The organism is Streptomyces sp. NBC_01264, assembly GCF_026340675.1.
Lineage (GTDB): Bacteria > Actinomycetota > Actinomycetes > Streptomycetales > Streptomycetaceae > Streptomyces.
Genome location: NZ_JAPEOX010000005.1, coordinates 40,744 through 54,125, shown reverse-complemented (window position 1 = coordinate 54,125; position 13,382 = coordinate 40,744). Strand labels below are relative to the sequence as shown.

Sequence of the window (13,382 nt, the reverse complement as noted above, 5' to 3'; positions counted from 1 at the left end):
ATGAACGGTCAGATCCCTGTCCGAAAAACGCGAGGCCCCTCAGGACCCCATCTGCCGGGCGCCTCACCCAGCGGAGCGGGAACCTCCCCACAGCTCCTGAACAGCCTGCTGACCAGCTGTGATGTGATACCCGACCCGCGTGACCCGCGCGGCCGACGCTACGGACTGCCCACCCTGCTCACCATCATGATCTGCGCGATGACGGGCGCCGGCCACGACTCCCTCACGGCCGTCCACGAATGGTGCCAACGCACCGCACTGAACGCCCCACACGTCCTTGACCTGTTGAAACTCCCGCGTGACCCGTTCACCGGCACACTGTGCGTCCCGGACGAGCGGACCTTCCGCGACCTGGCCGCCAAGCTGGATGCGGCCGCGCTGACCACAGCGGGCTTCGGCTTCCTGCGCCCGTTACTCAAGGCCGCCGGACCCGCTGACCACACCCCGGACGGGGTCCGTGAACGCGAACAACACCGCGTCCACCGCGCCGGCCTGGCTGAACCGGCCCGGCGACAGGCCTACGCCCTGGACGGCAAGTACCTGCGGGGCGCCCGACGGGCAGACGGAACCCAAGTGATCGTGCTGTCCGTCGTGCGCCAGGGCGACGGGGTAACGGTGGCGATGCGGGAGATCGCGGCCAAGAGCAGCGAGATCCCCGAGTTCACCCCACTGCTGCGGCAGATCCCCGCCGGTCAGCTGCGGAACGCAGTGATCACGGCGGACGCGCTCCACGCACAGAGATCCCACGCTACTGACGTCGTCGAACAGCTGGGGGCGCACTATCTGCTGACGGTGAAGAACAACCAGCGCAAGCTCGCCGACCAGCTCCGCACGCTGCCGTGGAAGGACGTTCCCGTCCTGCACTCCCAGACCGGGCGCGGACACGGCCGCGAGGAGGTCCGCCGGATCAAGGTCGTCACCGTTGACGGGCTGCTGTTCCCGCACGCGAAGCAAGTGCTGCGGATCGAGCGCAGACGCCGCCGTATCGGGGCGAAGAAGTGGAGCACCGAGACGGTCTACGCGGTCACCGATCTGCCCGCCGAGCAAGCCTCCCCCAAGGAGCTGGCCACGTGGGCCAGGGAGCACTGGACGGTAGAGAACACCGTCCACTGGAGCAGAGACTGCACCTTCAACGAGGACAAATGCCAGGTCAGGACCGGTAACGCTCCCGCCGTCCTGGCCGCGATCCGCGACCTGGTCAGAGGCGCGTTACACACCGCCGGATACGCCAACATCGCCACCGGACGCCGAGGACACACCAACCCCGAGCAAGTCCTCACCCTCTACCGAATCACGTGACGAACTCGGGCAAAGGTCAAACACTCCGGGGCCCTGGGTGTCGGTGGGGTCTGAAGTGGGGTGAGATTCCGGTGAACGCGGACAAGAAGCGTTGCGCCCCGCCGACGCTGCGGAATCCTTTCATCGCGCGTTCCCGCTGCCGGGTGGGCTGGTGGGAGTTCTCCGCCCTGTTGTTCAACCCTTTGTGGGAGCGGTGCTCGACCGAGGGCATCACCTCACGGTGCGCAGCCCCGTAGGAGCGGAGCTTGTCCGTGACGACCACCCGGGGCACCTGCCCGGTCGTGGTGAGGAGTCTGCGGAAGAAACGCCTGGCCGCGGCCTTGTCGAGCCGGTTCTGCACCAGGATGTCGAGCACGTTGCCGTCGGCGTCGACGGCACGCCACAAGTACCTCTGCACCCCGCGGATCTTGATGAAGACCTCGTCCAGGTGCCACTTATCGCCCGGCCGCGGGCGGCGCCGGCGCAGGGCGTTTGCGTAGGTCTGGCCGAACTTCAGGCACCACCGGCGGATCGTCTCGTAGGAGACGGTCACACCCCGCTCGAGCATCATCTCCTCCACCTCACGGAAGGAGAGCGGGAAGCGGAAGTACAGCCACACACAGTGGGAAATGATCTCTGTCGGGTAGCGGTGGTTCTTGTACGAAGGCGACGCAGACGACACGAACCCCACCCCTCACGGACACCCACAACCCCAAGATCATCCCAGACCGCCCGAACAAGGTGACAGTGCCGGACGAACTCGTACTGGACTACGGCCGTGACGCGGTGGCCCTGCTGCGGGCGGTCCACAACCCTCACTCGCCCCTGTGGCTGCGCGAGCTGCCCGCGGTCCAGGTCCTGCGCCGGATCACTGTGCAGAACTACCTGGTCACCACCGGCGGCGACGGGCGGGAGGTGGTCAAGCGGCGGGAGGCGGACAAGGAGGGTCTCCCGCCCGGCAGACTGCGCCTGGCCTCGCCCTACGACCTCGACGCCCGCAACGGCACCAAGAACGCCCTACACTGGACCGGGTACAAACTGCACATCAGCGAGGTCTGCCAGCGGCCCCGGCCCGGCGGAGGGACCCCGCGGCCGGGACGCCGGGCGCGTCCGGACATCCCGAACGTGATCACACATGTCGCGACCACGGACGCGACCGTGCCCGATGTGAAGCTGGTCGAGCCCGTCCACCGGGCCCTCGCCGACCGGGGCCTGCTGCCCGCCGAGCACTACCTCGACTCCGGCTACGCAAGCGCGGAACTCCTCGCCGGGGCCCGGGCCGCCTTCGGGATCACCCTGGTCGCACCGCTCCTGGCGGGCACCTCCCGCCAGGACCGGGAGAACGCCGGTTACCAGCGCGAAGCCTTCACCATCGACTGGGACGCCGAGCAAGCCACCTGCCCCCAGGGCGCCACCAGCAGGTTCTGGAGCCCGGCCCGGCAACACGGCCGCGAAGGGATCGCGGTCCGCTTCGACGAGGCCGACTGCGGCCCCTGCCCGGTCAGAGCGGCATGCACCGACGCCACACGCCAGGGCCGCCAGCTCACCCTGCGCCCACGGGACCTGCAGGAACTGATCAACACGAACCACGCCGCCCAGCAGGACGCCGACTGGCAGACCACATACGCCCTGCGCGCCGGCGTCGAGGGCACCATCCGCCAGGCCACAGCCGTCACCGGTAACCGCAGGGCCCGCTATCGCGGCCTCGCGAAGACCCACCTCGAACACGTCTACTCCGCCGTCGCCCTCAACCTCATCCGCCTCGACGCCTGGTGGAACAACCAACCCCTCGACCACACCCGCACCAGTCACCTCGCGAGACTTGACCTCACCCTCACGGCCTGACTGCCCCCCACATTTGGCCAGCAGGATCCCTTGTGGGAGCGGTGGTCCACCGAGGGCATCACCATGCGGTGGGCGGCTCCGTAGGAGCGGAGCTTGTCGGTGATGATCACCCTGGGCACCGAGCGGGTCTTCTTCATCAGTTTCCGGAGGAAACGCCTGGCCGCGGCCTCGTCGCGGCGGTTCTGCAGCAGGATGTCGAGGACGTTCCCGTCCTGGTCGACGGCACGCCACAAGTACTTCTGCACCTTGTTGATCTTGACGAAGACCTCGTCCAGGTGCCATTTGTCGCCCGGCTGCGGGCGGCGCCGGCGCAGCGCGCCGGCGTAGGCGGGGCCGAACCGGCGGGTCCACTGGTGGACCGTCTCGTGAGACACCTCGACGCCCCGCTCGAGCATCAGCTCCTCGACCTCACGCAGACTCAGACCGAAGCGGTGGTACAGCCACACGCAGTGGCTGATGATCTCCGGCGGGAAGCGGAAACCCCGGTACGACACCGTCTCCACGAGCAGCCCTCCAGCAACCCCGACCAGACAGATGATCATCCCACCGAGCGACACCCCCACTCAACCTGACAACGCCGCTTAGAGACCTCCTGAGCAGTTGAACGGCGAAGGAGGGCAGATTCTCATGGCCATAGAGGTGTTCACATTGTAAAAGCGGTACTGGAAATTGGTTGTGGCAGGCTGATTATTGGCGTCAAACCAACCGACGTTGGAAGTGTTCGCAATGAGGGGGCCGATATCTACTTGCCATTTAAGGATCAGGTTTGCGTTGACTGCTGCCTGCATGTAAGTCGTCGTATCGTTTCCATTATTAGAACTCAAGCACCAGTTCTGGTCTGGGTTATTCAGAGGCAAGTTGAAGTTGATGATGGAATTAGGTGGAGTAACATTCCAGGTCGCCGGCGGGGTAGTGGAACCAGTGACGTTAATTCCTGTGTCCGTGAGGTAATTTACGACGCGGATGCATCCATCACCCTCGTCACCAAGCCTTCCGCTGATAACAGTGTGTTCGTTTCCGGTGGTGGCGTTGTTGCCATATTCGATGTTGCCACAGGCGTTGTGGTTGTGGTTGCCCTTGACCTCGATGACGCAGAGGTTGCCCTTGCCCTTGCCCTTTTCCTTGCTGTGATCGTCGTCTGCGTGTGCGGTGGTGGCGATTCCGGTGAGGGCGAGGAGGGCTGTGGTGATGGCGAGTGCGGGGCGCGTGTAGCGCATCCTTTTCTCCCTGTTTGTTGGTGGGTGTGGTGTTTGTATTTTGTGGGTGTGTGGGTGGTGTGTTGGGGGAGGCGGGCCGTGGTGTGGTTCGGTTGGGTGAATTGGTGGGGGTCTCGCTTCCAGTCTCAATCCGTCAGCTGAAATGAAGCACAGAGTCTGCACCGGCCTCACCGTGAACTCTGGGGGAGCTGTGCCCGTCCCTAGCTGTTTGTCACTTGACTGACAGGAATCGGCATACGGATGACAGTGGATTTCGTCACCAGCCCGCGGAGCGGGCTGGTGACCTCGAGGCGGAGCCGGAAGGACAGGGGTGGAGGAACGGAGCCGACCAGCCCAACGGGCCGAAGGGCACTGTCACGTTGTCGGGGGTGTGATCGTTTGAGGGTGCGTCAGGGCATGCCGGGGCCCGTTCTGGTCCAGTGCTCAGGCTGGCGTTGTCAGGTTGAGTGGGGGTGTCGCTCGGTGGGATGATCATCTGTCTGGTCGGGGTTGCTGGAGGGGCTGCTCGTGGAGACGGTGTCGTACCGGGGTTTCCGCTTCCCGCCGGAGATCATCAGCCACTGCGTGTGGCTGTACCACCGCTTCGGTCTGAGTCTGCGTGGGCACTGTCACGTTATCGAAATTGGCGTGACCACGTCAGGAAATCTGGGCGCCTCCGAGGTGTCCGCCACGGAAATCTCTCGTCCGACGACGCGATCCGGAGCGCTCGCCGAAAGATCTACTGACGCGTCCATGCCATGCATCGATAACGTGACAGCGCCCGGCCGACTCTTCCCAGCCGGCCCGGCTCTCACCAGGGTCCGTCCCGGGCGCGAGGACGCCGCGTGGTTGCAGTCGCTCCAGCAGTGCGGTGGCGAGTTCCTGTGCCTCGGGGAGCGGCGGCGAGGCTGTCCCGCTGGGCTGGTGGGTTTCGAGGACGGCGCATGCCGTGTGCAGGGGGTCCAGAGTTTCGCGTACTGCGGCCGCCCGCGACTGGGCTGTGGCTCCCAGGTCCTTGCGGTGGGCGAAGGATGCCAGCTCCGATCGCGCGCGCAGTGCCCGGCGCCCCGCGCTCCGCACGGCCGCCGTGCTCTCCTGGCCGGGGTTTGTGAAGAGGGTCAGGGCCGCTGCGAGGTAAATGCGGTGTGCGGTGATCGCTTCGTCGGCCCGTTGGCGCAGTTGCGCGTCGGGCGTGTCCGGGAGCAGGAGGTGGGCGGCGACGGCCAGGAGACCGCCGATGGCGGTGGCCGCGAGGCGTGTGGCGACAGCGTCGGTCTCGGAGGCTCCGGTGGCGGAGGTAAGGAAGATGATCGCTGCCGCGAGGCTTGCGCTCAGGGCGACGTACCCGGTCTCTGCGACCAGGTAGGCACATCCGATGAACAGCACGGCCAGGACCGCGTTCGCGACCGTCCCCGGGTGCCAGATGAGCGTCACGGCCGCGGGGAGAAGGACACCTGCGGCGTTGCCGGTCACGCGCGCGAGGCAGCGTTCGACGGTGTGCGGGCGCTGTCACGTTATCGATGCATGGCATGGACGCGTCAGTAGATCTTTCGGCGAGCGCTCCGGATCGCGTCGTCGGACGAGAGATTTCCGTGGCGGACACCTCGGAGGCGCCCAGATTTCCTGACGTGGTCACGCCAATTTCGATAACGTGACAGTGCCGTCGGCCGCCCGCCTCACCGCGCACCCCGACCGGAGCCGCTACCAGGCCCTGCTCTCTCAGGCCGCCGCCGCCGCTGTCGCGATGGACCGGCTCCAGGCCATCGAAGAACGCTGGTGATTCTTCGGGCCATATGGGAGCAACCGTTCGAGTGGCTTCGGGCTGGCGGTACGGACGTCGGGCGCGGCGGGGTCTCGGTCAGCGGCCAGGAATGCTGCCGCCGCCGTCGACGCAGAGGGTCTGGCCGGTGATGTAGCCGGCGTCGTCGCTGAGGGGGAAGCAGACGGCGGCGGCGATCTCGTCGGGGCGGCCCAGGCGTCCCATGGGGATGGTGCGCAGGACCGCTGCTTCGGCGTCGCTTCCGGCGGGACGGGTGCAGTGGAAAAGGTCGGTGTCGATGGGGCCGGGGGCGACGGCGTTGACGGTGATGGGCTGGTGGGCGAGTTCGAGTGCCCAGGTGGAGGTCAGTCCGGTGAGGGCGCTTTTGGCGGCGGAGTAGCTGCTGCGGCCGCGGGTGCCGAAGACGGCGCGGCTGGTGATGTTCACGATCCGTCCCCATCCCCGTTCGCGCATACCGTCGACGCACGCCTGGACGGTCTGCACCGCGGCCCGGACATTGAGGTCGAGCACGGTTTGGAGGTTGGCCAGGTCGATTTGGCCGAGGGGCTCGGGCAGGGCGATGCCCGCGTTGTTGACAACGGCGTCCACGTGGTGGTCGCACGTCAGGGCCTGGAGCGCGTCGGCGGTCTGCCGGACGTCAGAGAGGTCGCAGGGGACGAACGTGGCCGGGAAGCCGGCATCCGGCGCGGAACGGGCGATCCCCAGGACCTGGACTCCCTCGTGGCAGAGCCTTCGGGTGATAGCAAGGCCGATGCCCCGGGTCGCGCCGGTGACCAGGACTGTTCGCGTGGGCGCCATGGAGCTCCTCAACCGGCGAGTAAGTCGGGTATATCCCGAAGGGCATTCGGCCAGCATTCCGGCCGAATACCCCACCTCCTGCCATTACGCCAGAAGCAGCCATGTCGCAGAGCATCGCAGCAGGTGGCGCACGATCTCGCCGGAAATCAGCGGTGGCCCATCCCACCAAACGTCTGGTCCAAAGTCCCCAACCCACCCGAAAGACTCACCGCCCGCACGGCGGGCAGGACGGATCAGCGCCGACTGTCGCCCGGGGCCAGCAGGCTGGTGAGTTCGGCGATCGCCTCGGGTGACGGCTTGAAGTAGCGGCGGACGTTCTCCGGCTTCCTGTGCCGGGACTTGGCCATCAGCATCAGTAGCGACGCGCCCTGCTCGCCGAGGTGGGTCAGGGACGAGTGGCGGTACTCATGCAGGTCCCAGCCCGTCCCGGGCCCTCGCGCGGCTGTGTGTTCGTCGAGCAGGGCGCGCGCCTGGCCGTACGACAGCCGGGCGAAGCCGGTGTCCGGACACATGTCGCGTGTGCCGACGACTTTGCCGGGGCCGGGCTTGCGGTGGGTGACGAACACTGGCCCCCGAGTGCGGCCCTTCAGAAGGCGTGGCAGGAGCCGGGCGGTGCCTGCGTCCCAGTAGACGGTCTCCAGAACATAGTCCTCGCGGGCCTGGCCGCGGCGGCGAGCCTTGGTCCGGGCACCTTTCGCCTTGACCGGGCATCGGCGCCCGGCGAGGTCCAGGTCCTCAATGTTCACGCCCAGCACCTCGTCCGCCCGCCCGGACGTCTCGTAAAGCATCCGCCACAGGGTCTTCTCCCGCAGGTGGACCTCACGCCGTGCGATCAGCCGGTCAACTGCCATCTTCGAACGGGCCGGGGTCTGGGAATCCGGCACCGCCAGCCGCCTCGCCCGCCGGAACCGCAGGACCTTCGTAGCCGCGCTCACGGCACCAGCCGAGCCAGGACAGCACCCCGGCCCGGCGCGAGTTCCACGTGTTAACCGCCGCGTTCCCCCACAACAGTTCGAGGGCCTCGCCGACCTCGTCGTCCGCGACCAATGCCAACGGCCGCCCCTCGCCGATCCGCTCGGCGGTCTTGCCGACCCCGATCCCGTAGTTGCGCACCGTGTTCGGGTTGCCGAGCGAATCGAGGAACACATCTGCCGCCACCCGGACGGTCAACGCCTTCCCGGCTGGCAGCTGCACGACGGCGGACACCGCTTCCCCCTTGCCACAGATAACAGGGCCGCTTCACGTAGCTGCCGGAGAACGTCACCGCAGGTCACGTATCAAGCTACCGCAGATATTGGGGTGTTATCTGTGGAACGACTTCACGACCCTGCCAGCACCGACGCGCAGTCAGGTGCCCACCAGCGGCGATCCGGGCTTAGCGCACGATCTGGCATAGATGTTCCTCAACCCCCTGGTCGGACCCGTCGGCACTCTGGTTGTCTCACGGTCGAACCTTTGACATTTCCGGTCCGTAGTCCTGAGTGCAGATACCTCGCACCCCGATTGCATGCCGGAGAGCCGAGTACCCGATAGAGACAGAAAGCGAATATCGAACGTGGCATCGAAAGGGCTCATGGGGCCGGCCACCCGCTCATGAGGGACCAACCCGTGTCGGAATAGTCCGACACGCTCCGACCGCTGCGTCTGTGGAGTCGGGGTTTTTACACTGAACTGCCGAGTTATGTGCGAACCGTAGACCTTGACCCTACCGATCTTGCAGATTCCTGACCCGGTGTGTTGTGTGGAGGACTGTGTCCTCGACGATCTCGCCAACAGGGTCCGACGACGGCGGAACACTTCTCCCGGTGTGCCGCCGCGGCGGCCCGGCGGGTCGGCTGTGCGTCATTCCTCGAGCGCAAGGGCGAGACCTCGCGCAACTCCCGATTCTCGGATTCCAGTTGTTGGTTGCGCGCGGGGCAGCTTCCAGGCGCCGCACAAGAGAACGTAGGAGGCTCGTTGCAGGTCAGAAACTGGCCGGGCCGCGGGGATCGACCGGCGGCGGGCGCGAAGTCGGAACGATGCCCCGCAGAAGGCGAACGACGCAGGTCTGGACGACGGTCTCTGCGCGGCGGGCGACCGGCGCGTTGCAGGGCGCGGTGTCGGCGTACACGTGAACGGGCTCTGTCGCTGATCTTGTGATGCTGGGCGGTTGAGGTGGGCAGCCTCCGCGTGTGCGGTTGGCTGATGTCGTCGACCGCCCCCTCGGCGACCAGGAAGTCCGCCAAGTAGGTCAGGCTCCAGGTCGAGAACAGCAGGTCGTGCTCGGTCGGCTTCGGCTTCGCGATCTCGCGGCGTTCAGGCAGCGTGAGCGTCTTCGGCCAGCCGCCCTTGTACGTCGGATGCAGCGAGCCGAAGCCGTCCGTATTGAAGTTGTGGATCACGTCGCGAACCCGGTCGTCGCTGGCGAACGACACCTCGGTGACCCTCGCCACCGCCATGCCCCGCACAGGCAGCAGCACCATCTGCGCCCGCCGACAGGTCACCACCGAATCGGTGCCCCTGCGGATGATCCGCTAAAACCGTCGCCCCTCGTCATCATTGATCTCACGCACCTGCACTCGTATCGCCACCCGGACAGGGTGACCGTCACACGCCGACCGGCACAGCGGCCTTCGACATCGGGAGGTCGTAGACGGTGGCGTCGGGACATCGGTCCGCGCGGTCTTGGCCTCGCTGATGGAGCGCTCCAGCGTGGCCATGCGGTCGACGACCTGTGTGGAGATCGGCTCGGGTACTTCCACGCGTTCGGAGCGGGTGCCGGCGGCCTTGGCCTGGATCAGCTTCTCCAGAGCCTCGCGGTACTCGTCGGGCTCATGCCCCCTCCGGACGAGGTCTCCGCAAACGCGGAGCCGCGTCGACCACGGCTGTCAGGTCTGGGGCGCCGAGCTGGGAGGCGGATCTGAATTCATCCAGCCACCTCATCGGGTTCAGAACCATCACCGTGTCCATGACCTGTACGAGGCCCAGGCACTCGCGGTCCCACGTCGCGAGCTTGGTGACCCGCAACCGTGCTCCTTCACGCCGTCCTGGCAGTTGCCTCGACGTCGAGGCCGCCTTGGGAGCGGGGGGTTTTGGCGCCCACCCGACGTGGCTCGACCGTCCGGGGGTCGATCGCTTCACCGGGCGCGCCTTGGTGGTAGACGCCGTCGGGGTCGGTGTCTCGGTCGTGTGGGAGCAAGAAGAAGACCCGTCGGAGCTGGAGGCCGCTGTCGGGGTCGGCTTCGGCGTGCTCGTCGAGTTCGGTATAGCCGACCATCCGACCGTCACGGGCGTAGCGGGGCTTCCCGCGGCGGCGGGCGGTCTTGTCGAGGGCCTGGCGTACGTAGTCGAGGTGTTCGGGGTTCTCCAGCCACACCACCGTGTTCTCGTGGAGGAGGTCGCTCTCGTTCAGCAGCGAGCTCATGGCTGCGGCCCCTTTTCGTTGTCGGCGGCCGGGTGGCCGGGGTGGGTGTGGGAACGGTCGCATTCGGGCGTGCCGTGTCCATCGTAGAGACGTGTGGGCTGGGTGCGTAGTGCGCGTGGTTTAGACATGTTGAGGTTCGTCGTCGGCTAGGAGTGCGAGTCCGGGGTAGTACTTCTTTCCGCTGGATTTCATCATGTCGGCCGGTGAGGCCAGGGCGAGTTCCTGACGTACGCGGGTTGCGAAGGCGCGGGCGGTGGCTGGCCGGATGCCTTCACCGGTGCTGCACCAACTGCTGTAGGCGGCGTAGAGGAGGCCTTGCTCGACCTTCAGGTCTCCCGGGCCTCGATCGCTGGCTCGGCTCTTGGTGGCGCTGGTGCAGCACTCGGCGAGGAAGCGCCCGATGTGGTCCTCGGTTGTCGCGTAGGCCTGGGTGGCCATCCGTACGGACGCGGGTCCGGTCAGGGGGTCGCGGGTGGCGAGGTAGAGCTGGGCGCCTTCGATCAGCCAGTGCAGGATGCCTGGGCCTTCGCTGTCGACGAGCTGTTTGGCCAGGTTATCGATCTTGCGTGCGGCGGGGACGACACGTTCGAAGGGGATGAGGCGGATGCGGCGCCAGAAGGCGTGCCCGCCGGTGCCGACTTCCGGGCGGTGGTTGCCCAGCAGCCACAGCTTGTGTGTGGGCGTGAAGGAGAAGAAGTCCTGGCGCATCCGGCGGGCCATGATCCGGTCGCCACCGGTCAGGAGCTTGACGCGCGACTCGTCGAACTTGTCGTTGGGCTTGAGCTCGCTGCACACCACGATGCGCCGGCCGTGGAGCTCGGTCAGCTCGGTGGAGTGCTCGGAGAACTTGCCCTTCTCCATCAGGAATCCGGGCGGGGCGGCCTGCGCGTAGTCGCCCAGGATCTGCGTCATGACGTCCAGCAGGACGGACTTGCCGTTGGCGCCGGTGCCGTAGAGGAACGGCAGGACCTGCGCGCCGACGTCTCCGGTGATGGAGTAGCCCAGGAGCAGGTGGAGGAACTGGATGGTCTCCAGGCCCTTGTCGTCGTCGCCGAAGGTGTCGTGGAGGAACCGGTACCAGCGGGGTGTGGGCATGGCCTCGGGGCCGACGCTGGCGGCCCTTGAGTGCATGTCGCGTTCGGGGTCGGGTTTGCGCAGCTGCCCGGTGTGCAGGTCGACGACGCCGGCCGGGGTGCACAGGGCGTAGGGGTCGCCGTCCAGTGTGTCGGGGTCGAGGGCGAGCGCGGGTGAGGCCTTGGCCTGGGTCAGCATCGCCTTGATGCCGGGGGTCGACATGGACCTGCGCCGGTGCAGGAGAAGGTCTCGGTCGCTGAACAGGCCGGTGGGGTCGCTGGCTGGCATCTGCTCGGCCATGTCGCCAGCCGCCCAGAGGGCGGACTTCTCGCCCCCGGTGCGCTTCCAGCGGTACTGGCTCCAGTGGTACCAGCCCAGCCCCTCGACATGACGGAACTGATCGCCGTACATCACTGCGAACAGCTTCGCGTTGCCGCGGTCGGTAAGTAGGCCGGGGAGCTGTCCTGTGGGGCGGGCCTGCTCTCGTACCGTGGTGGTGCCCTGCTGGGCAGGCAGGTTCGCCGCGGTCTGCTGTTCTTCGAGGTCGAGCATCTGCTGGGCGGCGGCAGTGGCGTCGAAACGCGGGCCGTCGGCGCTGCTCATGGGCGTCCTTTGAGGTGAAGCGGCCGGCTCTGGCCGGCGGACAGGGCAGAGTTGATGACAGAGACACTGCGGTGAATCTGATGTGGGCGAGCTGTCTCGGCGGCCGCCGTCAGGAGCTCGCGGGCCTGGGACTGTGTGAAGTAGCCGCCGGCCACCAGGCCTCCGGCCGTGTAGGCAGCCCGGTTGAGCTTCTCCGTGAAACTCGCTCCCTGTGGAACTGCCGCACAGTCCTGAACCTCGGCCAGCAGCGGATCGAGTAGCCGGTGCGCGGCTGTGCCGTCCGTCGGCACAGCTCGGCGTGGGGTTGGCGCGGCCGGACGGACTGGGCTGTCATTCACCACATGTCCGGTACGTTCTAGTTCGGAGGCCAGCCAGGCTGGCAGTGGGGCGGGCTGTCGCGCCGCTCCAACGGGAAGGTAGGTGCCTGCCTGCGTCTTGGTGGCTGGGGCAACGATGTAGCCGCCTGTGGACCGGACGTCGACCTGCCAGGCAAGCGCCACCTTGGGGCTCGAACCCGTCGATGACCGGTACCGGATCCCGGACGGGGGGATCTGGTACCAGATGTGGAGGCCGCCCGAGGGCGTCCTGACGCGTAGGGTCTGCTCGTCCTGGGAGGGGTCCGGCTGGCCTCGGTAGGCAGCGAGGAGGGCCAGGGTGTCGAATCCCGAGGCTAGGCCGGCAAGGTTGACTGCCTGAGGGATGGCAATGCCTGGCAGGAGCCGGTCTCGGTTTGGGACTTCGGCACTGTGGGCGTCGACGTCGAGAACTACGAGCTTCGCAGGGCCGCACGAGACACCGACTCCCAGTGGCGCGTCCTGACCCCACCATGCCCGCACCCGGGAGCTCTCCGTCGTGGCGGCATGGAAGCCGTGGCACCACTTCCCTTCAGCGGTGCACGGGCAGGCCTGCGGGGCGTGAACGTGTTCCCTGCAGGCTGGGCAGTTGGCGGCTGGTGTCTTCCGGCCGGTTGCCAGCGGGTGTACGGGCCACCCGTTCGAAGCGCACCACATCGCGACATCGAGGGGACTGATAGACCCCGATGGCACTGATCCGTGGCTCTCACGCTGGCGTGACACTGTGGCTTTTCCTTGTCGAGGGACCCAACAGTTGATTCAGACCCTGCGAGGAAAGACCTGGTCAGGTGGCCTATAGCCGTCCAGGAGGGACTGAAGGGACCGAATTTTCGAATGAGATCCAGAGCCTACCGCAGCGTGGTGCGCCAACACTGCCGTTGTATCAGTTCCCCAGTCCCTTCAGTCCCTTCGCCACCTACTGGGCAAAGGAACCACAGGCTGGCGCCTCAGCTGAGGGACTCTGCGAACCCGGGCGTGTCGGGTACCAGCCAGGGCGGGGCCCTGGCGCCGGGACTGGGGCAAGGGACGGATTGAGCTTCGGTCCCTACTGA

General features: G+C 66.8%; 8 protein-coding genes and 6 pseudogenes. 4 read left to right on the top strand and 10 right to left on the bottom strand.

Annotated features, from left to right (window positions below; translation table 11 throughout):
• Complete coding sequence (locus OG435_RS47250) at nucleotides 1–1,299, top strand: ISAs1 family transposase (RefSeq protein WP_430625864.1); 1,299 nt, start codon at nucleotides 1–3, stop codon at nucleotides 1,297–1,299.
• Nucleotides 1,300–1,345: 46 nt separating this feature from the next.
• Here OG435_RS47250 and OG435_RS47245 read toward each other — a convergent pair.
• Nucleotides 1,346–1,960: pseudogene (locus OG435_RS47245) on the bottom strand (IS6 family transposase); the annotation flags it as partial.
• Between the two features lie 65 nt (nucleotides 1,961–2,025).
• Between OG435_RS47245 and OG435_RS47240 the strand changes: the two are divergent.
• Nucleotides 2,026–3,123 (top strand): transposase, encoded by a 1,098-nt coding sequence (locus OG435_RS47240; protein ID WP_266887836.1) that lies wholly within the window; start codon nucleotides 2,026–2,028, stop codon nucleotides 3,121–3,123.
• Nucleotides 3,124–3,149: 26 nt separating this feature from the next.
• Here the strand turns inward: OG435_RS47240 and OG435_RS47235 are convergent.
• Nucleotides 3,150–3,665, bottom strand: a pseudogene (locus OG435_RS47235) (IS6 family transposase); the annotation flags it as partial.
• 39 nt (nucleotides 3,666–3,704) lie between these two features.
• A complete protein-coding gene (locus OG435_RS47230; protein WP_266887834.1) occupies nucleotides 3,705–4,340 on the bottom strand; it encodes a hypothetical protein in 636 nt (211 codons plus the stop codon).
• A gap of 507 nt (nucleotides 4,341–4,847) precedes the next feature.
• On the opposite strand from OG435_RS47230, the pseudogene OG435_RS47225 reads away from it, so the two are divergent.
• A pseudogene (locus OG435_RS47225) lies at nucleotides 4,848–4,940 on the top strand (IS6 family transposase); the annotation flags it as partial.
• 36 nt (nucleotides 4,941–4,976) lie between these two features.
• On the opposite strand, the pseudogene OG435_RS47220 reads toward OG435_RS47225, so the two are convergent.
• Nucleotides 4,977–5,810 (bottom strand): annotated as a pseudogene (locus OG435_RS47220) (FUSC family protein); the annotation flags it as partial.
• 160 nt (nucleotides 5,811–5,970) lie between these two features.
• Between OG435_RS47220 and OG435_RS47215 the strand changes: the two are divergent.
• The gene (locus OG435_RS47215) at nucleotides 5,971–6,099 is read left to right on the top strand and encodes a hypothetical protein (RefSeq protein WP_266887832.1); all 129 of its coding nucleotides are present in this window, start codon (nucleotides 5,971–5,973) and stop codon (nucleotides 6,097–6,099) included.
• Between the two features lie 78 nt (nucleotides 6,100–6,177).
• On the opposite strand, the gene OG435_RS47210 is transcribed toward OG435_RS47215, so the two are convergent.
• From OG435_RS47210 to OG435_RS47185, 6 genes and pseudogenes are all read right to left on the bottom strand, one after another.
• Nucleotides 6,178–6,897: an SDR family oxidoreductase gene (locus tag OG435_RS47210; RefSeq protein WP_266887830.1), complete on the bottom strand. Its 720-nt coding sequence runs from the start codon at nucleotides 6,895–6,897 to the stop codon at nucleotides 6,178–6,180.
• Nucleotides 6,898–7,130: 233 nt separating this feature from the next.
• Nucleotides 7,131–8,103, bottom strand: a pseudogene (locus OG435_RS47205) (tyrosine-type recombinase/integrase).
• A gap of 953 nt (nucleotides 8,104–9,056) precedes the next feature.
• Nucleotides 9,057–9,407 (bottom strand): annotated as a pseudogene (locus OG435_RS50275) (IS630 family transposase); the annotation flags it as partial.
• A 506-nt stretch (nucleotides 9,408–9,913) separates the two neighbouring features.
• On the bottom strand, nucleotides 9,914–10,300 hold the full coding sequence (locus OG435_RS47195; protein WP_266887826.1) for a DUF6009 family protein: 387 nt from the start codon (nucleotides 10,298–10,300) through the stop codon (nucleotides 9,914–9,916).
• A gap of 120 nt (nucleotides 10,301–10,420) precedes the next feature.
• Nucleotides 10,421–11,977 carry a DNA primase family protein gene (locus tag OG435_RS47190; protein ID WP_266887824.1) on the bottom strand — a complete coding sequence of 519 codons (1,557 nt, stop codon included), beginning with the start codon at nucleotides 11,975–11,977 and terminating at the stop codon, nucleotides 10,421–10,423.
• Nucleotides 11,974–12,987, bottom strand: coding sequence for a bifunctional DNA primase/polymerase (locus OG435_RS47185; protein WP_266887998.1), 1,014 nt, complete (start codon nucleotides 12,985–12,987; stop codon nucleotides 11,974–11,976). Before OG435_RS47185 ends, OG435_RS47190 begins: the two co-directional genes overlap by 4 nt.
• Between the last annotated feature and the right edge of the window lie 395 nt (nucleotides 12,988–13,382).

Excerpts from the sequence above, each read along its gene's own strand:
- OG435_RS47250 (WP_430625864.1), top strand. The coding sequence starts at position 1 with ATGAACGGTCAGATCCCTGTCCGAAAAACGCGAGGCCCCTCAGGACCC.
- OG435_RS47230 (WP_266887834.1), bottom strand. The coding sequence starts at position 4,340 with ATGCGCTACACGCGCCCCGCACTCGCCATCACCACAGCCCTCCTCGCC.
- OG435_RS47210 (WP_266887830.1), bottom strand. The coding sequence starts at position 6,897 with ATGGCGCCCACGCGAACAGTCCTGGTCACCGGCGCGACCCGGGGCATC.
- OG435_RS47195 (WP_266887826.1), bottom strand. The coding sequence starts at position 10,300 with ATGAGCTCGCTGCTGAACGAGAGCGACCTCCTCCACGAGAACACGGTG.
- OG435_RS47190 (WP_266887824.1), bottom strand. The coding sequence starts at position 11,977 with ATGAGCAGCGCCGACGGCCCGCGTTTCGACGCCACTGCCGCCGCCCAG.
- OG435_RS47185 (WP_266887998.1), bottom strand. The coding sequence starts at position 12,987 with ATGTGGTGCGCTTCGAACGGGTGGCCCGTACACCCGCTGGCAACCGGC.